The 23,777-nt window shown below is 36.2% G+C and carries 20 protein-coding genes and 1 tRNA gene; 15 read left to right on the top strand and 6 right to left on the bottom strand.

Going from position 1 to position 23,777, the window contains the following annotated elements; genetic code table 11:
* Window positions 1-22: 22 nt before the first annotated feature.
* The 5 genes from MKY69_RS07780 to MKY69_RS07760 all read left to right on the top strand — a co-directional run bounded on the left by MKY69_RS07780 (window position 23) and on the right by MKY69_RS07760 (window position 8,164).
* A complete protein-coding gene (locus MKY69_RS07780; RefSeq protein WP_004234967.1) occupies window positions 23-2,617 on the top strand; it encodes an ABC transporter ATP-binding protein/permease in 2,595 nt (864 codons plus the stop codon).
* 355 nt (window positions 2,618-2,972) lie between these two features.
* A complete protein-coding gene (locus tag MKY69_RS07775) occupies window positions 2,973-3,932 on the top strand; it encodes an IS30-like element IS1062 family transposase (RefSeq protein WP_002360751.1) in 960 nt (319 codons plus the stop codon).
* Between the two features lie 103 nt (window positions 3,933-4,035).
* On the top strand, window positions 4,036-5,604 hold the full coding sequence (locus MKY69_RS07770; protein WP_004235064.1) for an Nramp family divalent metal transporter: 1,569 nt from the start codon (window positions 4,036-4,038) through the stop codon (window positions 5,602-5,604).
* 357 nt (window positions 5,605-5,961) lie between these two features.
* Window positions 5,962-6,753 carry a PhzF family phenazine biosynthesis protein gene (locus tag MKY69_RS07765; RefSeq protein ID WP_004235061.1) on the top strand — a complete coding sequence of 264 codons (792 nt, stop codon included), beginning with the start codon at window positions 5,962-5,964 and terminating at the stop codon, window positions 6,751-6,753.
* A 263-nt stretch (window positions 6,754-7,016) separates the two neighbouring features.
* A protein-coding gene (locus tag MKY69_RS07760; RefSeq protein WP_096368445.1) for an IS3 family transposase occupies window positions 7,017-8,164 on the top strand; the annotation gives its coding sequence in 2 pieces (ribosomal slippage) (window positions 7,017-7,269 and window positions 7,269-8,164; 1,149 coding nt in all).
* A gap of 107 nt (window positions 8,165-8,271) precedes the next feature.
* Here the strand turns inward: MKY69_RS07760 and MKY69_RS07755 are convergent.
* Window positions 8,272-8,342 (bottom strand) — tRNA-Thr (locus MKY69_RS07755).
* Between the two features lie 212 nt (window positions 8,343-8,554).
* On the opposite strand from MKY69_RS07755, the gene MKY69_RS07750 reads away from it, so the two are divergent.
* A complete protein-coding gene (locus MKY69_RS07750; protein WP_004235043.1) occupies window positions 8,555-9,745 on the top strand; it encodes an MFS transporter in 1,191 nt (396 codons plus the stop codon).
* A gap of 20 nt (window positions 9,746-9,765) precedes the next feature.
* Window positions 9,766-10,581 carry an MBL fold metallo-hydrolase gene (locus MKY69_RS07745; protein WP_004235041.1) on the top strand — a complete coding sequence of 272 codons (816 nt, stop codon included), beginning with the start codon at window positions 9,766-9,768 and terminating at the stop codon, window positions 10,579-10,581.
* Window positions 10,582-10,612: 31 nt separating this feature from the next.
* On the opposite strand, the gene MKY69_RS07740 is transcribed toward MKY69_RS07745, so the two are convergent.
* Together MKY69_RS07740 and MKY69_RS07735 are read right to left on the bottom strand one after the other, a co-directional pair.
* Window positions 10,613-11,983, bottom strand: coding sequence for an MATE family efflux transporter (locus MKY69_RS07740; RefSeq protein WP_003107381.1), 1,371 nt, complete (start codon window positions 11,981-11,983; stop codon window positions 10,613-10,615).
* Window positions 11,970-12,428, bottom strand: a complete 459-nt coding sequence (locus tag MKY69_RS07735) for a MarR family winged helix-turn-helix transcriptional regulator (protein WP_003103299.1) — start codon at window positions 12,426-12,428, stop codon at window positions 11,970-11,972. The genes MKY69_RS07740 and MKY69_RS07735 overlap by 14 nt, the downstream gene beginning before the upstream one ends.
* Before the next feature lie 155 nt (window positions 12,429-12,583).
* Between MKY69_RS07735 and MKY69_RS07730 the strand changes: the two genes are divergently transcribed.
* The 5 genes from MKY69_RS07730 to MKY69_RS07710 all read left to right on the top strand — a co-directional run bounded on the left by MKY69_RS07730 (window position 12,584) and on the right by MKY69_RS07710 (window position 17,481).
* Complete coding sequence (locus tag MKY69_RS07730; protein ID WP_003103881.1) at window positions 12,584-12,838, top strand: DUF1912 family protein; 255 nt, start codon at window positions 12,584-12,586, stop codon at window positions 12,836-12,838.
* A gap of 21 nt (window positions 12,839-12,859) precedes the next feature.
* Complete coding sequence (locus tag MKY69_RS07725; protein WP_003104448.1) at window positions 12,860-13,408, top strand: helix-hairpin-helix domain-containing protein; 549 nt, start codon at window positions 12,860-12,862, stop codon at window positions 13,406-13,408.
* Between the two features lie 253 nt (window positions 13,409-13,661).
* The gene (locus tag MKY69_RS07720; RefSeq protein WP_003107378.1) at window positions 13,662-14,195 is read left to right on the top strand and encodes a DapH/DapD/GlmU-related protein; all 534 of its coding nucleotides are present in this window, start codon (window positions 13,662-13,664) and stop codon (window positions 14,193-14,195) included.
* 7 nt (window positions 14,196-14,202) lie between these two features.
* Window positions 14,203-14,808 carry a DUF1349 domain-containing protein gene (locus MKY69_RS07715; protein WP_003107376.1) on the top strand — a complete coding sequence of 202 codons (606 nt, stop codon included), beginning with the start codon at window positions 14,203-14,205 and terminating at the stop codon, window positions 14,806-14,808.
* 21 nt (window positions 14,809-14,829) lie between these two features.
* The gene (locus MKY69_RS07710) at window positions 14,830-17,481 is read left to right on the top strand and encodes a valine--tRNA ligase (RefSeq protein WP_340791318.1); all 2,652 of its coding nucleotides are present in this window, start codon (window positions 14,830-14,832) and stop codon (window positions 17,479-17,481) included.
* 394 nt (window positions 17,482-17,875) lie between these two features.
* On the opposite strand, the gene MKY69_RS10575 is transcribed toward MKY69_RS07710, so the two are convergent.
* The 3 genes from MKY69_RS10575 to MKY69_RS07700 form a co-directional block, all read right to left on the bottom strand.
* Window positions 17,876-17,953: a putative holin-like toxin gene (locus tag MKY69_RS10575; protein WP_219565302.1), complete on the bottom strand. Its 78-nt coding sequence runs from the start codon at window positions 17,951-17,953 to the stop codon at window positions 17,876-17,878.
* A gap of 189 nt (window positions 17,954-18,142) precedes the next feature.
* Window positions 18,143-18,475 (bottom strand): hypothetical protein, encoded by a 333-nt coding sequence (locus tag MKY69_RS07705; protein WP_003107373.1) that lies wholly within the window; start codon window positions 18,473-18,475, stop codon window positions 18,143-18,145.
* Between the two features lie 13 nt (window positions 18,476-18,488).
* Window positions 18,489-18,905 carry a hypothetical protein gene (locus MKY69_RS07700; protein ID WP_003107372.1) on the bottom strand — a complete coding sequence of 139 codons (417 nt, stop codon included), beginning with the start codon at window positions 18,903-18,905 and terminating at the stop codon, window positions 18,489-18,491.
* A 279-nt stretch (window positions 18,906-19,184) separates the two neighbouring features.
* On the opposite strand from MKY69_RS07700, the gene MKY69_RS07695 reads away from it, so the two are divergent.
* From MKY69_RS07695 to MKY69_RS07685, 3 genes are all read left to right on the top strand, one after another.
* Window positions 19,185-21,920 (top strand): GBS Bsp-like repeat-containing protein, encoded by a 2,736-nt coding sequence (locus MKY69_RS07695; protein WP_003107370.1) that lies wholly within the window; start codon window positions 19,185-19,187, stop codon window positions 21,918-21,920.
* Window positions 21,921-22,764: 844 nt separating this feature from the next.
* Window positions 22,765-23,055, top strand: coding sequence for a DUF1310 family protein (locus tag MKY69_RS07690; protein ID WP_003103453.1), 291 nt, complete (start codon window positions 22,765-22,767; stop codon window positions 23,053-23,055).
* A gap of 41 nt (window positions 23,056-23,096) precedes the next feature.
* Entirely contained in the window at window positions 23,097-23,771 is a 675-nt protein-coding gene (locus MKY69_RS07685; RefSeq protein WP_340791312.1) for an Mbeg1-like protein, read from the top strand.
* The last annotated feature ends 6 nt before the right edge of the window (window positions 23,772-23,777 follow it).

The following is a 23,777-nucleotide window of genomic DNA, read 5'->3' as shown; positions in this document are numbered from 1 at the left end:
CATTAGATAAAGAGGAAATTCATTGTTAACTTTAAGTCACATTACTAAAATCTACCAAACTGGCAGTCTTACTCAAAAGGCGTTGGATGATATTAATCTATCCTTTCGTTCAAATGAGTTTGTCTCAATCCTTGGCCAATCTGGCTCAGGTAAAACAACCTTACTAAATATTATTGGTGGCTTAGACCAATACACAAGTGGTGACTTGCAAATTAATGGCAAGTCAACCAAGCAATTTAAAGACCGTAATTGGGATTCTTACAGAAATCACTCTGTCGGTTTTGTCTTTCAATCCTACAATTTAATTCCCCATCAAACGGCTCTTTCCAATGTTCAATTAGCCTTAACCTTATCAGGGATTTCTAAAAAGGAAAGCCGCCAAAAGGCTTTAAAGGCTCTTGAAATGGTTGGCTTAAAAGACCACGTTGATAAACGTCCTAGTCAAATGTCTGGTGGTCAAATGCAACGGATTGCTATTGCCAGAGCCTTAGTCAATGATCCAGAAATTCTATTAGCCGATGAGCCAACTGGCGCCCTTGACTCTGAAACTTCAGTGCAGATTATGGAATTGCTTAAGAACATTGCTCAGGATAGATTGGTTATTATGGTGACCCATAATCCTGACTTAGCTGAAAAATACTCGACTCGTATCGTCAAGGTCAAAGATGGCCATATCCTATCTGATTCAAATCCCTATGATGCTAGTCTTGACCAGCAGGGCGATTTGGCTAAAGCTCCTAAAACGAAGATGTCTTTCTTGACGGCATTATCCTTGTCCTTGAACAATTTAATGACCAAGAAAGGAAGAACAATTTTGACGGCCTTTGCGGGCTCAATTGGGATAATTGGGATTGCCTTGATTTTGTCGCTCTCCAATGGGGTCCAGGATTATATAGGTAAAATGCAAGAGGATATCCTGACTTCTTATCCTTTGGAGATTACTCAGACTTCATCAAACTTGTCGGCGCTACTGGATAAACAAACTAATAAGAAAAATAAGGATCTGTCCAAAGTTTATGAGGACAATCAGTTGTCTGAGATGCTCAAATCGGACGTCCAAAACAACGATTTGACTTCTTTTAAATCCTATATTGAAAAGCATCCGTCTCATTATAAGAAGAACACTAATGCTATTCAGTATGCTTACCCAATCACCCTTCAGCTCTACAAAACGGACACAACTGATGGCGCGCAAGCCGTTAGCCCAAGTCCTTTAGATGTTTTATTTGATCAGAGCCAAAGTCCAATGGCCAAGCAGTCGCCGATGGCCCAATCTTCCCTCTTTTCGACAAATGTCTGGAAAGAGATGATTGACAACCGAAATCTGCTCAAATCTCAGTATCAGGTCCTAAAAGGGCATCTGCCTAAGAGTGCTAACGAAGTGGTTATTATGGTCGACCAGGACAACCAACTTAATGATTTTGCCCTTTATGCTTTAGGGCTAAAGAGCCAAGCAGAATTAGACAAATTGGTCAACAAAGAAAAAGAGAGTAAAGCAAAATCAGGTGACACCAAAGCATCTGCTAAGAAATCAACGAAAACTTCAAAGACATATAGTTTCAATGATTTAATGGCACTGGAATTTAAGGCAGTCTTACCTAGTGCATTTTATCAGAAGAAAGACGACCAGTGGGTGGATATCAAAGATAATGCCACTGCCATGAAAGACTTGATTACCAAAGCACAAACAATCAAAGTTGTCGGCATTATTAAGCCGAAAGCGGATGCTAAAGGTATAGCCAATCAATCTGGGATTGGCTATACAAAGGACTTAACGGCTGAGATTATAGATGACAATAATCAGAGTCAGATAATTCAGGAACAGGTGGCCCAAAAAGGCACTAATGTCTTTACTAAGAAAGCTTTCATCACCGATCCGAAAAAGCAAGTTTTCTCAGCGGAGCAATTGTCCGACGAAGAAAAATTGCAATTGTCACAAATGTCACCAGAAGAATTGACGGATTACATGAATCGAATGAGTGAAAATGCAAGTGCAACTTACAAGGATAATCTGAGTAAGTTAGGCTATGTCGAGTTGGATAAACCTAGTACCATTAAGTTCTATCCCAAGTCATTTAAGACCAAGGATGATTTGAAGGACTTGATTCAATCCTACAATAGTAAGGTGAAAAAGGACAAGGATTATGACAAGGTCTTGAACTATACGGATTCTGTTGGTTTAATCATGTCTAGTGTTACCTCAATTGTAACCATGATTACATATGTCTTAATAGCCTTTGTAGCCATTTCCTTGGTTGTATCATCAATTATGATTGGGATTATTACCTATATCTCAGTCTTGGAACGAACCAAAGAAATTGGGATACTCCGCGCAATGGGTGCCTCAAAACGTGATGTTTCTCATGTCTTCAACGCTGAGACAGTGATAGAAGGGATCTTTGCCGGAGTCCTAGGAATAGCTCTGACACTGCTTCTCAATATTCCAATCAACATGATTGTTAAACACCTCACCGGTGTTTCGAAAATCACAGCACTGCCATGGCAAGCAGCTATCATCCTCATCCTCATCTCCACCATCTTAACCCTCATAGCCGGCATCTTCCCATCGCGGATGGCCGCCAAAAAAGACCCCGTCGAAGCACTACGGACGGAGTAGAAGGAACTTAAACAGCCCCCTCAGAGATGAGGGGGCTGTTTTTATCTGATGTCACCACTGAGGATAACAATATAATTATTTTTATGATTCATTTTTAAAAATTAGATTTTTAAAAACAAATTTAAGAAGAAAAATATTTTTTGTAGAATGGTCAACATATTTTTGATTATTGTATAAAAAATTATTATAGAAACTCAAAAAAAAATAAACTTCGAAACATTAACTCTAATCATTCTGTTATTCATTTATAATTAATAATATTCGCCGATTGTAAAATTAAGCTAGACAAATAAAAAAGTCATTTGTGCTACACTCAAGATAGTTCCCGCAAAAGAATTATAAGGAGTGAAGACAAATGACCTATACCCATCTTACATCAAATGAACTTGCAATGATAGAGGCGTATTATAATAATCATCAATCTGTAGCTAAAACCGCAGTACTATTGAATAGATCTAGACAAACGATTCATAAAGTTTACCAATTTTTCAAAACAGGGCACAATGCTCTAGATTATTTCAATCAATACAAGAAGAATAAAACTCGCTGTGGCAGACGTCCTATTGTCTTATCAGATGAACAAACAGAATATATTCAAAAGAGGGTTGTTCAAGGTTGGACACCTGATGTGATTGTTGGCCGTGCAGAGTTTTCTATTTCTTGTTCTATGCGTACACTTTATCGTATGTTTAAACAAGGCGTATTTGAAGTGACTCACCTACCTATGAAAGGAAAACGTAAAGCCAACGGACACAAAGAAACTCGGGGAAAACAATCTTTTCGTCGATCACTTCGTGACAGAGGAAATGATTATTCTAAATTCAATCAAGAATTTGGCCACCTTGAAGGGGATACTATTGTGGGTAAAAAGCACAAAAGTGCTGTTATTACCCTCGTTGAGCGATTATCTAAAGTAATCATCACTCTTCAGCCAGAAGGCAGACGAGCTATAGATATTGAAAATCGTTTGAACCAATGGATGCAATCTGTACCTAAGCATCTATTCAAATCAATGACTTTTGATTGTGGAAAGGAATTTTCAAATTGGAAATCAATCAGTAATATAAATGATATTGATATCTATTTTGCAGATCCTGGTACACCATCACAAAGAGGGTTAAATGAAAACTCTAATGGTTTATTACGTAAAGATGGTTTACCAAAGCAAATGGATTTCAACGAAGTTGATGAATCTTTTATCCAATCTATTGCATCGAAAAGAAATAATATCCCTCGAAAATCATTAAACTATAAAACACCAATAGAAGTATTCTTGAGTCACATATGCAAAGAGGAATTGTCTAACTTAATTTGACAATTAATAATTTAAAAAGCTTGATATAAATTAGAAAAAGGAGTAATATTAAACATACTTTATATTAAGTATACTTAATATTAAAAATAGGAGAGGTTATTTCATGAAAAAAAAACATAGTTTTATAGAGTATGCGAATGGTCCTTCTCTAGAAGAGATAAACGGAACAATAGTTGTTCCTAATAATATGAGCTTTTTAAGAACTTTATTTGCTTATTCTGGTCCAGGTGCTTTAGTAGCAGTGGGATATATGGATCCTGGAAATTGGTCAACTTCTATCACAGGTGGTCAAAATTTCCATTATTTATTGATGTCTATTATCTTGATGTCTAGTTTAATAGCAATGTTACTGCAATATATGTCTGCAAAGCTAGGGATAGTAACTCAGATGGATTTAGCACAGGCTATTCGTGCAAGTACAAGTAAACCACTTGGAATTATTTTATGGATTCTAACTGAACTTGCTATCATGGCAACTGATATAGCAGAAGTTATTGGAGGAGCTATAGCTCTCTATCTCTTATTTCACATTCCTTTGAGCATAGCAGTTTTAATTACTGTTTTCGATGTTTTATTATTATTACTATTAACTAAAATAGGTTTTCGAAAAATTGAAGCGATAGTAGTAATATTGATTTTAGTGATATTTTTTGTATTTGCATACCAAGTATTGTTATCTGATCCTGTCTGGGGGGATGTTTTAAAAGGATTAGTTCCTAATGCAAAAGCTTTTGATACTTCTCGTTCGGTAAATGGTCAAACTCCTCTATCAGGTACTTTAGGAATTATTGGTGCAACTGTTATGCCACATAATCTTTATTTGCACTCATCTGTAGTTCAAAGTAGAAAAGTGAATCATGAAGATATGAATGATGTTGCTAGGGCTATACGTTTTTCAACTTTAGATTCCAATATTCAATTGTTTATGGCCTTTATTATAAATTCCTTATTACTAATCATGGGGGTTGCAGTTTTTAAATCAGGTAGTGTTAAAGATCCATCATTTTTTGGCTTATTTGAGGCTCTATCTAATCCTTTAGTGATGAGTAATTCTGTTTTAGCGCATATCGCTAGTTCAAGTATACTATCGGTATTATTTGCCATAGCATTGCTAGCATCTGGTCAAAATTCGACAATAACAGGAACTTTAACAGGACAGATTATCATGGAAGGTTTTATACATATGAAAATTCCTATTTGGTTACGTCGAATAGTGACTCGCCTCATATCGGTTATCCCAGTAATTATATGTGTTATTTTGGCAAGCGGAAAATCAACGGTAGAAGAACACATTGCAATTAATAATTTGTTGAATAATTCTCAAGTATTTCTGGCTTTTGCATTACCATTTTCAATGTTACCATTATTAATTTTCACTAATAACAAAGTAGAAATGATGACTGTTTTTAAAAATAGTTGGTTGATAAAGCTAATAGGTTGGATTTCTGTAACTGGATTAATTTATTTAAATATAAAAGGACTACCTAGTCAAATTGAGGCATTCTACGGAGACAATCCAACTAAGCATCAACTTCAGACTGCTGATCATATAGCCTACTTTATTATTGTCTTAATACTGCTAATATTATTTTGGACAATAGTAGAACTTTATAAAGGTAATAAAAAAATTATTCAAGGCTCACGAACAATAACAACTAATAAATTGATCTAATAGACTTTATTAGTTGTTGATATTTCACATACTAATTTAGATATCAATTTTAAACTATTATTACAGAAATTTCTTTGTATGTCTGTTATATTAGAACTAGTCTAAAATTTTTTTCTGATTCTGATCAAGATTTTCAGAGTCGGTTAAACTAGAATTTTAATTCTTATCAAAATTATGGGTTTGGTTTATGGAAAATTATTGATAAAAAAACTTCAGAAATAGTTGGTGAATGTGGAATAATATGCAGATTGTAAATGAATATTACAATAAAATCTGGGTCTATCATTAAACAGAGATTTTTAAAAAAATAATTGTGTACCTCATTATATGTTTTATTTAAAAAGATAGGAAATCGAAATGTTACCTTATTATGTTGTAAATGCTTTTACTGATGTCTCATTTTCTGGCAACCCAGCTGGAGTCGTTGTTTTGGAAAATGAACTTGAAGAAAAGTTAATGCAGAAAATCGCTAAAGAGAATAATCTCCCTGAAACTGCCTTTATAGTAAGAGAAAAAAATTATTATAATATAAGATGGTTTACACCTCAAAAAGAAGTAGACCTTTGTGGACATGCAACTCTTGCAAGTACTTTTGTTATCTCACATTTTCTAGAAAGTAATCTAAAGCATATTACTTTTTCTTCAAAATCAGGCTTACTTGAAGTTGTTGTCAATGAGAATGAAATGACTATATATTTTTCAACTGTTAAAATTGATAACGTAAAGATTACTTCAGAAATGAATGAATTGTTTGATATTAAAGTTTTAGAAGCGTATAAAACTAATGATAAAGAGCATCTAATCTTGGTAATGGAAAATCAAGAAGCTGTAGAAAATCTATGTATTGACTTAGAAAGGATTAGTAAACTTGCTCCGCATGGTGTAACAGTTACCGCACTAAGTGATGAAAGTGATAATGATTACGTATTACGTTATTTTGCACCTAATTATGGAATAAGTGAAGATCCAGTCACAGGATCTGCCCAAACACGTCTAGCACTATTGTGGATTAAGAAACTAGGTAAGAAACAACTAGTGTCCAAACAATTATCCGAAAGAAAAGGTATAATGATTGTTGAATTAGACGGAGAGAAGGTTAAAATTACAGGCCAAGCTAAGTTATATTTAGAAGGACAATTAACTATTTAGTATAAAACTAATTAACAATGTTATGTATTTTTAATGCTTTATAACTACGAAGAAGCTATAGAGCTTTTTATTATATTATTAATATAAATTTTTACTCAAAGTTAGTTTTTGAAAATGACTTTACTAGAACAAATATAGAATAAATGCAAAAAAACCTTGTCATACGGCACTGCACCCAATAAATGAGACACAAGAAAAACACTCCTTGGAAAGGTTATAATAAACTAGACACAAAGTTAAGAGAAATCGTGGAAAGGTTTATTATGGCAAGAAGAAAATTCGATAAACAATTTAAAAATTCTGCAGTAAAACTCATTCTTGAAGAGGGTTACTCTGTTAAAGAAGTCAGCCAAGAGCTTGAGGTTCATGCCAATAGTCTTTATCGCTGGGTTCAAGAAGTTGAAGAATATGGAGAAAGTGCTTTTCCAGGCAATGGGACAGCCCTAGCTGATGCCCAACATAAGATTAAATTGTTAGAGAAAGAAAATCGTTATCTTCAGGAGGAACTTGAACTTCTAAAAAAGTTCCGGGTCTTCTTGAAGCGAAGCAAGTAAAACGTTTTGAATTTCTCTTGAAACATCATGGGAAGATAAAAATTAAGCATGCAGTAAAAGTTCTTAAGGTTTCTCGCTCAGGTTTCTATGAATACATGCATCGTCGTCCTTCAAAACAACAAGTGGAGAGAGAAATTCTCTCAGAGAAGATAAAAGCTGTCTTTCATGAGCATAAGGGACGCTATGGTGCGGTTAGAATTACCAAGGTACTTCATAATACTGGTATTATGACCAACACGAAACGTGTTGGGAAACTGATGCACTTGATGGGACTTTATGCCAAGGGAAGCCGTTATAAATATAAACATTACAACAGAAAAGGAGCTTCGCTTTCAAGACCCAATTTAATTAATCAGATCTTTAAAGCAACAGCTCCTAATAAAGTATGGCTGGGAGACATGACCTATATCCCTACCAAAGAAGGCACCTTATACTTAGCCGTGAATATCGACGTTTTTTCACGTAAGATTGTAGGCTGGTCAATGTCTTCACGGATGCAAGATAAACTGGTGAGGGATTGCTTATTACAAGCTTGTGGGAAAGAACATCCTCAGCCTGGCTTGATTGTCCATACTGATCAAGGGAGTCAATATACAAGCTCTCGTTATCAATCTACTCTTCGTCAAGTCGGTGCTCAATCTAGCATGAGTCGTAAAGGAAATCCCTATGACAATGCAATGATGGAGTCTTTTTATAAGACGCTAAAGAGGGAGCTTATTAATGATGCTCATTTTGAGACAAGAGCTGAGGCTACTCAAGAAATATTTAAATACATTGAGACCTATTACAATACAAAAAGGATGCATTCAGGTCTTGATTACAAGTCTCCAAAAGACTTTGAAAAATATAATTCTTAAATTCTCTTAACTCCGTGTCTAGTTTTTCGTTGACTTTCCATAAGAGTGTTTTTCTTCTGTCCCACTATTGGGGTGCAGTGCCTACCAAGGTTCTTTTATATTAAATTTGCCACCACCGAGAATCGAACTCGGAACGAAGCATTACCATTGCTTTATTATACCATTTAACTATAGCGGCTACCTTTCTATAATACTATATGTTGTTTTGGTACGCAAGTCATTTTTTGCAATCCGATTTCATAAAATTGGCTATTAAAAGGGAATTGTGAAATGGTATTACTTTTTCAGAATACTTTAATTGTTGAAAACGCTATCATATGATAAAGTTAAAATAGATTAAGTGTCAAGTAGTCTAAGCTTCTTGTCTATCACATCAATTTGGAGGACATAATGACAAAAATACATAAATCGTGGTTGGTCTTAATTGCCCTTTGTGGATTAGCGGCCGCATCAATTGGCATCTCGATTAACACATCTGGTGTATTCTATAGTGTGGTATCTGAGGACCTGGGCATTTTTCGAGGGGCTTTTGCCTTTAACATGACCATTTTTTCATTGGTTAATGCCATTGCCGGTCTCTTCGTTGTTCGCCTCTTTGACCGTTTCCCATTTAAATTAGTCCTAACAGCATCCGTTATCCTGGCCACCTTATCAACTGGACTCATGGGTAACTCAAGCCAGCTTTGGCAATTCTACTTGTTAGGAGCCCTGCGCGGAATATCGACAGGGATGTTCTCAATCATGACCCTAACGTTAATCATTAATTATTGGTTTAGTGAAAAAAATGGTCTAGCAACAAGTATCGCCCTCAGCTTTAGCGGGATCACCGGCGCTATGATGTCTCCTATTTTTGCAAAAATTATTGTGGCTAATGGTTGGCACTTTGCTTACTGGATACAAGCTCTGGCATTATTCTTATTCTGTGTACCAGCTTTAGTCTTACCCTTCCAGGACAATCCGCTCAAAGAAGGAAGAAGTCCTTACGGTCACAAAGAAGTCATTTCCGATGCAGGGCCGGTTACTAGTCATTTCAAAGTTAACTCAGCTTATATTGCGATGATTATTTTTGCAGTGTCACTTGCATTCATTTCAAGTATGGTTCAGCATTTCCCAGGTTTTGCAGAAAGTATCAAACTTGATGTGACAACAGGAGCAGCCTTCTTATCGATGGCCATGATTGGTAATATCGTCTTTAAACTGATTGTAGGTTTCTTAAGTGATGTACTTGGTCCAATTAAGGCTTGTCTGGTTCTTGTTTCAGCCAACTTGATTGCAGTTCTCATTTTCTTAATTTCATCTAAACCAGTTATGTTAATGCCAGCAGCTCTTCTCTTTGGAGCTATCTTTGGTGTCTTAGCTGTTTCAATACCATTAATTACACGCCAATTATTTGGCTTAGATAATTATGGGAAAGCTTATCCAATAATAAACTTTGCGACAAACACAGGCGCAGCATTAGCTTTCTCAGCAATTGGTTTTATTTACGACTTTGCCAATTCTTATTATCCTGCACTTATTTTATTCTTGATATTATTAGCTTTAGCTATGGTATCATTAGTCTATGCTAGCAAAAAAGCATAACCTGATTTTGGAGGACTCTTATGTCAATTACATTTAGTAAAACTGGTCAAGCAATGCCAGAAAAAACTGTCAAACTTGATACATCTGCTTTTGATACCATTTCTGGGACAGAAGTTTATTGGTTAGGAAACTCATCTTTATTGATTAATAGTCGTGGTACGATTATTTTGATTGATCCGATTTTAGATAGCTTTGATATGCCTCTTCTAATAGATATGCCGATTGCTTCTCGGGATATCCCTCGGGTCGATGCTTTGCTCATTTCGCATATCGATAATGACCATTTGGCCTTTGATACTTTGGAAAATATCAAAGGCCAAACTAAGAGCTTTCACGCGCCAGCTTATGTCGCAGACGTCATGAAAGAAAAAGGATTTGTTACGCAAGAACATGCCGTTGGTGAAGTTTTTGAGGTCAATGGGATTAAAATTAAACCGACGCCAACCAAGCACAATTGGCAAAGTGAGAAAGAAAAATATAATTTCCGTGAGTGGAAAGAAGAAGAGTACGTTGGTTACTGGATTGAGACCCTGGATGGCACAATTTGGTTACCAAGTGATTCACGTCTCTTGCCTGAGCATTTGGAAATGGACAATCCTGATTTGATCTTCTTTGATTTCTCAGATAATGAATGGCACATTGGTTATGACAACGCCTTGTTGGAAGCTAAGACTTATCCAAAAGCCGATTTGGTTTGTATCCATTGGGGTTCAATTGATGCCTTTGACTGGGCAGTTTTCAATGGCAATCCAGATAAGCTCAGAGAGGATGTCGTCAATCCAGAACGTGTCCATGATCTAGCTGTCGGTGGGAAATTAAGATTAACTAAAAAATAGAAAAAAAGCTAAAGAATTTTCTTTAGCTTTTTTACATGCCATCTGCTCTAAGGTCATGTGGCATTCGTTTGAATTCGCGTCTTAGGAAGTAAAGACTTCCGATAAAGGCAATTAAGTCAGAAATTGGTCCGGCATACATAACACCATCCACGCCCAAAAAGTGTGGAAGGATAAACAGTAGTGGCAAGAGGAAAATAACTTGTTTCATCAGTGACAAGAAAGCACCAATTCTAGCTTTTCCAATGGCTTGGAAGAAGGTTGTTGCAGAAACTTGCACACCATTTAGGAAGACAAAGAATAGGAAAACACGGACATACTTCATTCCAAATTGGTAATAAAGGTCGGTACCGTCACCAAATACTTCAAGGAATGGTCGGGTAAATACTTCAAAACCAATGAAGCAAATAATTGAGATAACAAAAGCAACTTTAATAAGTAGTTTGGTTGTTTCTTTAACCCGTTCAAGATTTTTAGCCCCGTAGTTGTAGCCAATTATCGGTTGAGCTCCTTGTACAAGTCCAATAATAATTGCAACAAAGATTGAATTGATTTTCATCACGATTCCAGCAACGGCAATGGCAATATCACTGCCATAGACTGATTCAGCTCCAAATTTGCGGAGCATATTGTTGGTCACAATCTGAATTACCAACATCGATGATTGAAAGATAAAGGAAGAGAAACCAACTGAAATGATAGTTGTGAAAATTTCTTTACGAACTTTGAAATCATTTTTCGTTAACTTAACAGACTTGAATTTTCTAAAGTAAAGTCCCATGTAAATGGCTGAAACCATTTGACTAATTAAGGTAGCAAGTCCAGCCCCCATGATTCCCCAATCTAAATAAAAGAGAAAGATAGGAACTAATATTACATTGAGAATTGCCCCGTAAATAATTGCCATCATCGAGTAAGTTGGACTACCATCGGCACGGACTAAGGGGTTAACACTCATGGTGAAGAGTAAGAAAGGAATCCCAAAAGCAGTCATGGCTGTAAAATCTTGAGCCAGCTGCATTGTCGCTTCAGTTGCTCCAAATAATACAAGCAATGGTTTAAGAAAGACAATAACCAAGATTCCAATGACAAAGCCAAAACTTAGAGATAAAGTAATGGCATTACCAACGATTTTACTGGCTTTATCGATTTGACCACGGCCAAGTGCTAAGTTAAAGTTAGAAGCACCACCTAGCCCAAAGGTAAGTCCAAAAGCTAAACAGATGATAGTTAGTGGAAAGGCAACACTGGTGGCAGCATTTCCTAGATAACCAATACCGTGTCCAATGTAGATTTGGTCGACAATATTATAGAGGGAATTAACTAAGTTAGCCGTGATGGCTGGCATTGCCATGGCAAATAGTAATTTTGGGATTGATTCAGTTTGAAATTTATTGACTTGCATTAAGTCCTCCTTTGTTTACTTTTTCATGTTGTGTTTTGAGTAATTTAATGAGGAGTGGTCGAAGTAAAGCAATCTCCTCAGGGTTCAGTTTATTGGTAAAACCAGCTTCAATCAGATTACTGGTTTCCAGGATTTTGTCATGCATAGTCATAGCTTTCTCTGTTAGGAGGATGACTTTAGAACGTCTGTCAACTGGATGATTTTGTCTGGTAATTAGTTCTTTCTTTTCAAGATTTTGAATAATTCCTGTGACAGTTGGATTAGTCATACCAAAAAATAACTCTAAGTCAATTTGACGGACACTAGCTTGAGGGTGCAAAGTTAAGTATTTTAAAATCTTAAATTGACTCGCGGTCAGATTTTCAGAAATCAGTAAATTATTTGATTGGCGATCAAATTCTAAACTAGCCATTTTGATTAAGACTCCGATGTGTTCATGTTCCATTTTTTATCTTCCTTTTCCATAGCATCCTATGCAACTTGTCAATTATAACATAGCTTCCTATGAAAATCTAGACTTTTTTACAATATTAAAGGCTGAAAATGGCGGTAAATGAACACTTATGCTATAATTTTTACATAGATTAGAAGGAAGGTTTCATGACTTACGAAGAAAAGTTTTTAAGAGACTTTGAAGAATGGGTGCAAACTCAGATTCAAGTTAACCAACTTGCAATGACAACCAGTCGACAAATAGCTCAAGAAGATGGCGATGAGCGTGCTAAGGATGCCTTCATCCGCTACGAAAGTAAATTGGATGCTTATCAATTTTTACAAGGGAAATTTGAAAATTATCGACACGGTAAAGATTTCCACGATGTACCAGATGATTTATTTGCTTCAAAAAATTATTAAATGGGAAAGAGAGATACATAAATGGCTAATCAAAAAAATCGAAAAAAAGAATTAAGACAAGAACTTAAACGCCAAGGAATTACAGGGCAAGATCATCCTAAAGTAGTTACACTTGATAAAGGAACTGATATCACAGCTATCCCAACAGATGCTGAAACAGTTGAAATTGTTGAAAAACCAAGCTTTGAAGAATTTGCAAAAAATCCAGAGTTAGAAGGTCTTTCAGCTGACAAAGTGAAATCATTATATGACCAAGGGATTACTTCTCCAGAAGAAATTAAAAACTTCAAAGAAGAAGAATTACTTGATATTAAAGGTGTCGGACCAGCGACAGTTGAAAAATTGTCTGAAACAGTTGGTGTTGACGGTAAAGGTAGCTTAAATGAGTTTTCAGAATTGAAAGAAGTTGCAGATATCCGTTCAGACTTAGTTGAAATGCTTTATCATGAAGGTATTACAACAGCCGCTGATTTCAAAAAATGGTCTAAAGATGATTTAATTGCTATTAACGGTATTGGACCAGCAACAGTTGATAAACTTGTTGAAAATGGTGCAAAATTAAAAAAATAAGCAATAGGTAATTGCTTATCCCCCCTAAATTTGTTAGAATAATAGCAATCAGAGGTCTTTTAAAGGTAGTTGTTCCAGAGAGCGGTGGTGTTGAGAAATCCGTACAACGATTAAAAGATGTTGCTGAGGTCTACAATTGAAAATAAAGTTGCAACTGCCAGTCAGTTGAATATGGGTGGTACCGCGGATAAAAACATTCGTCCCTGTCTAGCTTAGCTAGGCAGGGATTTTTCTATAAATGAGGAGAGTCGTAATGAGCATTAAACCTAAGTATACTAGCTTTAAAGATGGAAAATTATTTGAAGAGGCTATTGCTTTGACAATGGCAATGAACAGTTCTTATCATCAGCCACATGAACTCAGAGATTTGATGTCACAATTAACAGGGGAAACGGTTCCGGATAGTTTACGTATTTTCCCACCGTTTTACACTGATTTTGGCAAAAATATCATTTTTGATGAAGATGTTTTTGTTAATTCTGGTTGTCACTTTCAGGACCAAGGCGGTATCTCTATCGGCCGTGGAACTTTGATTGGTCACAATGTAGTCCTCGCAACAGTCAACCATGCTCTGGAACCAAGTCACGACCGTAAAAATTCTTATGCACCAATTGATATTGGTCAGAAGGTATGGATTGGCTCCAACGTCACTATCTTGCCTGGAGTGACGGTCGGTGATTGGGCAGTCATAGCAGCGGGAGCAGTTGTTACCAAAGACGTGCCAGCCTATACGGTGGTTGGTGGTGTTCCTGCAAAAGTGATCAGAACCATTGATCCAGAAAGTTAGGTGCATCATGAAAACATTTAAAACATCAGACCTAGTCTGGACCCGTCAACCAAAATCTTATGAGGTATCAGATGAACGAGTCATCATTGAAACCTTGGAGCACACGGACCTTTGGCAGCGGACTTTTTATCATTTCCAAAATGATAATGCGCCTGTCTTACAGATGACATTAGATGAAGACTTTTTCTCATTCACGGTCAAAACAGCCTTTTCCTCAGGTCATCGCTTTGATCAATGTGGTATCGTCATGTATTTGGACTCCGAGAATTGGTTAAAAGCTTCTATTGAATATGAAAATGAGGAATACCAACACCTGGGCTCCGTCGTTACTAATCAAGGCTATTCAGACTGGGCAACAACAGAAATTGATGCTTCAATCAAGGAAATGTGGTATCGCCTCAGCCGCCGCGGCAATGATTTCCGCCTCGAGAGCTCACAGGATGGTCAAACTTTTAAACAAATGCGGATTTGCCACATGAGTAAAGCCCAAGGCCCAGTCCAATTTGGTATCTATGCTTGTAGCCCAGAGGACTCAAGCTTCAAAGCAACATTTACAGACTTCAAACTAGAAGACTGCCAATGGCCAGCACACGACGGACAAGAACCGGATTAAAGAAATCAAGAAAGGACTTATATGTCTAAAGAACTATCACCAAAATATAACCCAACCGAGGTTGAAGCAGGTCGCTACGACAAGTGGTTGGACCAAGATGTTTTCAAGCCCTCAGGCGACAAAACAGCTAAACCCTACTCAATCGTTATTCCACCACCGAATGTTACTGGGAAACTTCACCTTGGACATGCTTGGGATACCACACTTCAAGATATTATTATCCGTCAAAAAAGGATGCAAGGCTTTGATACCCTATGGTTACCAGGGATGGACCATGCAGGGATTGCAACACAGGCTAAAGTAGAAGAACGTCTGCGCGAGCAAGGCATTTCTCGCTACGATCTTGGCCGAGAAAAATTCCTTGAAAAAGTCTGGGATTGGAAAGATGAGTACGCCTCAACAATCAAGGAACAATGGGGCAAGATGGGAATCTCAGTTGATTATTCTCGCGAACGCTTCACCCTCGATGATGGTTTATCGAAAGCCGTTCGTAAGGTCTTTGTTGACCTCTACAAAAAAGGTTGGATTTACCGTGGCGAGTTCATCATTAACTGGGACCCAGCTGCCCGCACAGCTTTGTCCGACATCGAAGTTATCCATAAAGACGTAGAAGGTGCTTTTTACCATATGACTTATATGTTGGAAGATGGCTCGCGCGGCTTGCAAGTAGCAACTACCCGTCCAGAAACAATGTTTGGTGATGTGGCCGTAGCTGTCAACCCAGAAGATCCTCGTTACAAAGATTTGATCGGTAAAAACGTTATCTTACCAATCGTGAATAAGCCTATCCCGATCGTTGGTGATGAGCATGCGGATCCTGAATTTGGAACAGGGGTTGTTAAAGTAACACCGGCCCATGACCCTAACGACTTCCTAGTTGGTCAACGCCATAACTTACCACAAGTCAACGTCATGAACGATGACGGAACAATGAATGAGTTGGCAGGTGAATTTGCTGGGATGGACCGTTTTGATGCCCGCAAAGCAACAGTTGAAAAATTAAGAGAACTTAGTGCCCTTGTTAAAATTGAAGAACGTGTTCACTCAGTAGGACACTCAGAACGTTCAGGTGCCGTAGTAGAACCACGTCTCTCAACCCAATGGTTTGTTAAAATGGATCAATTGGCTAAGAATGCTATTGCTAACCAAAAAACAGATGGTAAGGTAGAATTCTACCCACCACGTTTCAATGATACATTCATGAGCTGGATGGAAAATGTCCACGACTGGGTTATTTCGCGCCAATTATGGTGGGGACACCAAATTCCAGCATGGTACAATGCTGAAGGTGAGATTTACGTAGGTGAAGAAGCACCAGATGGCGACGAATGGATTCAAGATGAAGACGTTCTTGATACTTGGTTCTCATCTGCTTTATGGCCATTTTCAACCATGGGTTGGCCTGATACAGATGCAGAAGACTTCAAACGTTACTTCCCAACTTCAACATTAGTAACAGGTTATGACATCATCTTCTTCTGGGTATCACGCATGATTTTCCAATCATTGGAATTCACTGATCAACGCCCATTCCAAAACGTTCTTATCCACGGTTTAATCCGTGACGAAGAAGGACGCAAAATGTCTAAATCCTTGGGTAATGGTATTGATCCAATGGATGTCATTGAAAAATATGGTGCTGATGCTCTCCGTTGGTTCTTATCTAACGGCTCTGCTCCAGGTCAAGACGTACGTTTCTCTTATGAAAAAATGGATGCCAGCTGGAATTTCATTAACAAGATTTGGAACATTTCCCGCTATATCCTCATGAACAACGAAGGCTTGACACTTGAAGAAGCTGAAAGCAATGTGGCTAAGATTGCTAAGTCTGAAGCGGGGAATGTGACTGACAGATGGATTCTTCACAACCTTAATGAGACTATCGTCAAAGTTACGGAGAACTTTGACAAGTTCGAATTCGGTGTTGCAGGCCACATCCTTTACAATTTCATTTGGGAAGAGTTTGCCAACTGGTATGTCGAATTGACTAAGGAAGTGCTCTATTCCGAAAATGAAGCCGAAAAAGTGATGACCCGTTCGGTCCTTCTTTATACTTTGGACAAAATCTTGCGTCTCCTTCACCCAATCATGCCGTTTGTGACGGAAGAAATTTTCGGACAAATCGCCGAGGGCTCAATCGTAACGGCAGCATATCCAGTCGTTAATCCTGCTTTTGAAAATCAAGCTGCGCACAATGGCGTGGAAAGCCTCAAAGACTTGATCCGTGCGGTTCGTAATGCGCGTGCAGAAGTGAACGTTGCACCAAGCAAGGCTATCACAATTATGATTAAAACGTCTGACAAAGAATTAGAAGACTTCTTCACTGCCAACACCAATTACATCAACCGCTTCACAAATCCAGAGAAATTAGTTATTTCATCTGACATGGAAGCACCTGAGTTGGCCATGACAAGCATCATCACAGGTGCAGAAATCTACTTGCCACTAGCTGATTTGCTTAACGTCGAAGAAGAACTCGCTCGTCTAGATAAAGAATTAGCCAAATGGCAAAAAGAACTAGACATGGTCGGCAAAAAACTAGGCAACGAACGCTTCGTAGCCAACGCCAAACCAGAAGTGGTTCAAAAAGAACGCGACAAGCAGGCGGATTATCAGGCGAAATTTGATGCGACCAAGGATCGCATTGTTGAAATGAAGAAACTTTCTAATTAATGAACAACTTTCACTACGGCTTTAGAGGCTCTTGATGGACCATCAGTCCTATCTTCGAACCTCTGCATTGTATTTTGAAAAGCCGTTCATTGAATTAGACAACTCATCATTTTACAGGTTTAGTATATAATAGAGTCTTATCCCCAGATTTTCAGTCTAAGGGTTAAGGCTCTTTTTGTCGTAGTTCAAAATTTTATCTGGGGTTGAAAAAAGTGATTTGTTTTATAGTAATCATTCTGTTGACATTTTGTTAGCTTATTGTACAATAAATAAAAAAGGGAACTACTTTTGGTAGTTCCCTGGAGGACCGTTTTAAAGACGGGACGGATAAAAAGAAGCAGTAAGAACCGCAACTCAACACCGGTCAAAGTAGAAGAGGGCGGTTTTTGCTGACTTATTTTCTTTTTGAAACTATGGTCAATAAAAGAATGCCAAAGTTAATCATAAGCATTAATGCTTGAAAAACTGACATGACGAAACCTTTCTATGGACAGTAAATGCATAGGCATCACCTCCTAAAATAGATTTCCGTCCCGCCTTCGATACTTTCCTACATTTATTTATTCGTAAGTTAGATTGATACTTCCATCTAAAACGAGGTCAAAAATTTATATAACTAAAAAGACTTGAACTAAATTCGGTTCAAGTCTTTTTTCTTGTTTTAATCAATAATTTGAAGTTGCTGGCATTTTAAGTCAATGAGTTTCTGGACTAGTTGGTCAGACATGATCCAATCTTTTTGGAATGTTACTTGAAATTCATTGGACATCCACTTTTGGATTTCTTGGATAGCGAAAGTTTGAATAGTTCTATTATTCAATGTAACGAACTTATTGATTATCTGTTCCTCTTCTGGTTGCACGCGATACTTAATTAAAGTTAGCTCATAGGTCTCAATTTTATACTTGGAACTAATGTCATCAAGAGCCGTCATCATCCAAGAAAGTTCTGTCATAATTTCTTCTTTAAAATTGTCATTAATTAAACCAGCCATAAAATCTTACTCCTTATAATAACCACTCAAGAGCCATCCGTATCCAAATAGCAGCTTGTCTTCCAACAACATGTGTTAACTGATCTTGAACTGTTTGCCATACTAAAGTATCATATTGTAATAATCTATTCAATACAGGGGTTGCTTTAGCAAAATTTTTTTGAACGACTTTAGCAGCATCAGACCCAATTGTTTGGGATGCAACCCTTATTAGGTCATCACTATGGCGTATGGCCCAACGAATTGATTTCTTAACTGCAACAGTTGGTACACTTTTCATCTCAATACGATTTGGATGTGTTAACAGATTCACTTCATTATTTATGGGAAGAATACTTTTTCCACTTGCTTGAACTATAGAACAGTTAAGATTTAAAGAACTTATTAATAAACAACAAAGTAGTAAATAATGTGATAATGCTTTTTTCATAGTTACCCTCCTTTCTATATTTAGTGCCTCTACATATATTTATTCGTAAGTTAGATTGATATTTCTATCACTATTGAAATCAAAAATTTAAGAAAATAAAAAGACTTGAACATTCCCTTGTTCAATTCTTTTTAGCGTTATCAGCTTTTTTAACGTAATAATATAAGATAATAGGGACTTTTATATAACTTTAAAAGGTGTATAATAAAAGTGAAATACTGAGGAAATAGTTGTATTTTGGAGAATTTAATTTAGGATATCAATGAGGAGGCATAACTATTGAAAAAAAAGATGTATAAGTCCAAGAAAAATTGGGTTGTTGCTAGTGTTGTTGGGCTGAGTTTCTTGGGTGGAAATTTAGTTAAGGCAGAGGATGTTCCAACAAATGAAGCGACAAATGAAATTGTCGTCATTCAGCAAACTGCTGATCCTACAGATAATAGTCAGGAAACAGTTTCACCGACTCCGGCAGAAACTGTTAATCAAGAAATGACTGTTAGTGACGATCAAACTACTCCAGTCCAACCAGTTACTACTGAGAGTGATAAGGAAGTAGTTGTTAATGGAGTTTCTGATGAGGTTGTGGAGACACCTCTTCAAACAGAAAATGGAACTCTTGCACCCGTCGTTCAAGATAATAAAATGGAAACTGTACCAGTCGTAACTGAAGTGCAAGCTAAGGATACTGCAACTACATCATTAGCTGCAGTGGCGGCAAGTACCACCCTTCCTCTAACAAGTGCAAATGTTATGGATGGTAAAATTCATATTAAATATAACCATCCCTTAAATCCTGGTGAGAAAATAAAATTTGCTGTTTGGTCTGATGTTAACAAACAAGATGATTTAATTTGGTATAATGCAGATGCTAATGCTTCATTAATTGTAGACTTAGCTAAACATAGAGACTATGGAATTTATCATATCCATACCTATAATCAGTATCAAGGCTTAAATGCATTGAAAATAACTATTCCAAAACCAGAAATTCTAACAGAAATTATTAAACAATCTGCAACTTCATATGATATTATGATCCGTAATGTTCCTAACAATATCAGTTTTGTCAAAGTTCCCGTTTGGTCTAAACTGAATAATCAAGATGATTTGATTTGGTATACAGCAACTAAAACAGATACTACAACTTATAAAGTAAATGTTCAACTTTCAAAACATCAGAATAATACTGGAGAATACAGTGCCCATATTTATGGTTTTGATAAATATTTGAATAAATTAATCGGGCTATCTTCAAGTGCAGGCTTCAGTGTTGCAACACCACAAAATGCAACAGTTACTATTGTTAATTATGACCAAAACAATCCGACCTTTGAAGTGATTGTAAGTGGTACAAAAGACACTAAGATGATTTCTTCTGTTAGTGTAGCAGTATGGTCAGAAGACAAAGATCAAGATGATTTAGTTTGGTATAAACCAACCATTGCTAATAATCAGGCTAAGGTTACTATTGATATCAAAAATCATTCTAACTTAAGTGATAACTATTTAGTTCATGTTTATACGAATTATACTGATGGCAGTAAAGTAGGGACAAATTTAGGTTCTTACAAGATTGAGAATAATCAACCAGTTATTAACAAAATACATGCTAATTTGACAACAAGTGGCATTGCCATAGCTCTTGAATCAAATACTGTAGCTACAAATGCGCAAATCAAATATGCAGTTTGGTCTGACGCCAACAAGCAAGACGATTTAAAATGGTATACTGCGGATGCGTCCGGAAGAGTTCTTGCTAATTATGAGAACCACAAAGATTTTGGTCTTTACAATATCCATGCATATCAGCTGCGCGATGGGAAAATGATTGGTTTAACGACTGCAACAATTACCATTCCTAGTCCCCATGTCAGTGCAACGATTCAACAAAAGTCGCCTTCTACATATCAAGTTTCCATTACTAATGTGCCACTTTACATCAGCGAGGTTTTAGTTCCAACTTGGTCTAAGTTGAATGACCAGGATGATATCCTTTGGGGCAAGGCAATTAAAGATGCTGTTGGTAATTATACGGCACTAATTGATTTACGTGATCATCAATTTGACTTGGGTGAATATGCTGTGCATGTTTATGGTAAAAGTAGAATTGGTAAGCAAACAATCGGTCTTACCAGCCAAGGCTTTGTTGTCGATGCGCAGTCAAATATTCCTAAAAATACTATTCAACAATCAGTAAATTACATTGTTTTAAATCATGTTCCTAGTAAAGGAGTGGTCGATTTTGTCTTCAGTCAAAAAGCTAGCGATAAGGCCATTCGAGCTGTTAAACTGGATGTTTGGTCTCAAGAAAATAAATCAAACCTCTCTACTTACAATGCCAGCAGTATAATCAATGGAAATCTCAGCCTATCTGTTAATCAAATTAATCACCGTGGCGTAAAAGGGAATTACTATGTTAATGCCTTGGTAACTTTTGCAGACGGAACTGTTGAAAATAAAGCTTTAGGTAATTATATTTTAAATGCCAGTTATGATATCCCATATTATAACCAGAAAGATCCAAGATGGGGTAATAAAACTTATGGTTACTATACAATGGGTGCATCTGGATGTGTTCCTACTAGTCTTGCCATGATCTTTTCTTCACTTTCAGGTAAAGCAGTTTTACCACCACAAGTTGCAGATTTCCTTTATTACAGCACCAACGACTTTAATAAATCAGAGATTGGAACAACTACAACAGGTTTACTAAAGGCTGTTAGCCACTTTGGTTACCAATCTACTAACCTCATTACACAAACAGATTTGATATCAGCTCTAAAAGCAGGTTTCCATGTTGCAGGAGCTATTCAATATAATAAATTTGTTGGAAATGGAAGTCATGAAATGGTTTATAAAGGTTACCAAAATGGGAACACCTATGTCTATGATCCATATACACAAAGATATTGTGGTTGGTATCCAGTAGCAAATCTATGGAATGAACGATCAACATTTACATCAGATAACCTTGGTGTCAGTGCACCATTCTTCAAGATAACTAATTATATTTAATATAAAGAAAGCCAATCTCTAGGATTGGCTTTTTGAATTGGTTCTGTGAAAAATATCAGACTGTATTTAGTCACATAGCTGTTAAGGAAGTCGCTTTTTACTTATCCTTTTCGATTTGTTTTATCTTCATTTTTTTCAAAATGTAGGAAATAATAAAAGTGAATACTGAGAGAAAGATAGTTCCTTCGATGTTATGAAATGGCTGGCTGAATGTCGCCCAGGACGATAAAGGTCTACATAAAAATATGATCAAAAAAAAGCTAAAACTGATTTTAACAACCATAAGTCAACAACCTACCTTTTCGAGATTTTCACTTGCAGTATAAAAAAGTCAGGAAATTTGTCAAGATGGCAGGAAAGTCAGATATTGAAACCATTTTTTAAATTTAATTTTATAAATACATTTGATAAACTATACAAAAACTATAAAATACTCGCAGAATATAATATTTTACTAATTTGTAGTAAACTATAAGTGAATTAAAAATGAATTGGTTTTAGAATAATTTAAAAGAACAGATTATGCAGAAAAGTTAGGATATTGAAAATAAAATATTTGCCGTAGGATGTCGGATGAAAAAGGGTTACATGTTCTATGAATCTTGGTATTGTAAAATAAGTAGCAACAAATGAAAAGAGTGATATAGTTAGGAATTCATTATTTTTAATATTCATAGTATTAAATTTGTTGTATACTATAAATAAATTAGAACAGAAATTTTAATAAAATATAATAAAGGTGTTGAAATGAAGAAAAAGTATTGGATATTAATAATATTATTAATAACAGTTTTTGGAGGAATGGGATTTATGATTTTTTAAACAACACACAGAAAAAGAAAAAATGATTGCAATAGCTCACAGTGTAGAAGCTAAAAAAGTATATGATATAAAGATTGAGTATGAAAATAAGGAAGCATCAGCCAATAAAATTAATGACTTTAGAATAAAAAAATATTCTATTGATGATAAAAGCTTAGATTATAATCCAATGGGGGGATTAATGATAAGCTTAATAATTAATGATAATAGTGATTTAACTATTGATTTTAATTTGATTGATAATGGAGATGGGACATATCATTCCGCATATTTTGCACTATCTGAAGATCTTTCTAAAATGTTGGGATATTAAAATGAAACATTTTATTGATGACGATAAATTTGCAAACAGCAATGACAGAATATAATAAAGCTGCTCACCCAGGAAAGGTTTTTCAAGATCAAAATAATAGAAAAATAGGTGTTGACTCACAAGTTTATGATAATACAACTTTTTCTGGCGAACAGGTTTATGCTGTGGTTGACGATAGATCTATTCCAGGAGAAGATGTAAAAGAAGTAACAGTTCTTTTTAAGGGCTCTACAAGCCCAACGGATTTTTTAAAAGATCCAGTGGATGTTGTAAATGATTGGCTTTTTAATGATTTACCTATGGCAAAAAATATATTCTTCATGAATGATAGTGGAAATCCTTTTTATAATAAAGCTGCATCACCTCAACTAAAAGCATCATCGAGAGAGTTGAATGCAATAATGGAAACATATCCGAATGCCAAAATAAAACTAAGTGGTCATTCATTAGGAGGTATGAATGCTCAATATGCTGTTTCAAATATCAAAGATAAGAAAGCTTTAAAAAGAATCAATTCTGTTCATATTTATAATTCTCCAGATATTTATCCTACACTAACTAAAGAACAGAATAAAACAGCATATTCAATAAAAAGTAAAATTATTGTATATGCTGATCCGAAAGACTCTATCAGTATGGTAGGACGTAAGGGAAAAACTGGAAGTGATGATTCGGTTGGGAATGTTTATTGGCTCTATAATTTCTGTAGTGGGTAAATCCAC

It is taken from the genome of Streptococcus sp. FSL R7-0212, from assembly GCF_038007985.1.
Classification (GTDB): Bacteria; Bacillota; Bacilli; order Lactobacillales; family Streptococcaceae; genus Streptococcus; species Streptococcus parauberis.
Note: the sequence above shows the minus strand (reverse complement) of the source record. Positions and strands in the feature narration are given on the sequence as shown.

Excerpts from the sequence above, each read along its gene's own strand:
- MKY69_RS07775 (WP_002360751.1), top strand. The coding sequence starts at position 2,973 with ATGACCTATACCCATCTTACATCAAATGAACTTGCAATGATAGAGGCG.
- MKY69_RS07715 (WP_003107376.1), top strand. The coding sequence starts at position 14,203 with ATGAAAACATTTAAAACATCAGACCTAGTCTGGACCCGTCAACCAAAA.
- MKY69_RS07740 (WP_003107381.1), bottom strand. The coding sequence starts at position 11,983 with ATGCAAGTCAATAAATTTCAAACTGAATCAATCCCAAAATTACTATTT.
- MKY69_RS07745 (WP_004235041.1), top strand. The coding sequence starts at position 9,766 with ATGTCAATTACATTTAGTAAAACTGGTCAAGCAATGCCAGAAAAAACT.
- MKY69_RS07750 (WP_004235043.1), top strand. The coding sequence starts at position 8,555 with ATGACAAAAATACATAAATCGTGGTTGGTCTTAATTGCCCTTTGTGGA.
- MKY69_RS07690 (WP_003103453.1), top strand. The coding sequence starts at position 22,765 with ATGATTGCAATAGCTCACAGTGTAGAAGCTAAAAAAGTATATGATATA.
- MKY69_RS07725 (WP_003104448.1), top strand. The coding sequence starts at position 12,860 with ATGGCTAATCAAAAAAATCGAAAAAAAGAATTAAGACAAGAACTTAAA.
- MKY69_RS10575 (WP_219565302.1), bottom strand. The coding sequence starts at position 17,953 with ATGTCAGTTTTTCAAGCATTAATGCTTATGATTAACTTTGGCATTCTT.
- MKY69_RS07710 (WP_340791318.1), top strand. The coding sequence starts at position 14,830 with ATGTCTAAAGAACTATCACCAAAATATAACCCAACCGAGGTTGAAGCA.
- MKY69_RS07720 (WP_003107378.1), top strand. The coding sequence starts at position 13,662 with ATGAGCATTAAACCTAAGTATACTAGCTTTAAAGATGGAAAATTATTT.
- MKY69_RS07770 (WP_004235064.1), top strand. The coding sequence starts at position 4,036 with ATGAAAAAAAAACATAGTTTTATAGAGTATGCGAATGGTCCTTCTCTA.
- MKY69_RS07700 (WP_003107372.1), bottom strand. The coding sequence starts at position 18,905 with ATGAAAAAAGCATTATCACATTATTTACTACTTTGTTGTTTATTAATA.
- MKY69_RS07730 (WP_003103881.1), top strand. The coding sequence starts at position 12,584 with ATGACTTACGAAGAAAAGTTTTTAAGAGACTTTGAAGAATGGGTGCAA.
- MKY69_RS07765 (WP_004235061.1), top strand. The coding sequence starts at position 5,962 with ATGTTACCTTATTATGTTGTAAATGCTTTTACTGATGTCTCATTTTCT.
- MKY69_RS07705 (WP_003107373.1), bottom strand. The coding sequence starts at position 18,475 with ATGGCTGGTTTAATTAATGACAATTTTAAAGAAGAAATTATGACAGAA.
- MKY69_RS07685 (WP_340791312.1), top strand. The coding sequence starts at position 23,097 with ATGACAGAATATAATAAAGCTGCTCACCCAGGAAAGGTTTTTCAAGAT.
- MKY69_RS07735 (WP_003103299.1), bottom strand. The coding sequence starts at position 12,428 with ATGGAACATGAACACATCGGAGTCTTAATCAAAATGGCTAGTTTAGAA.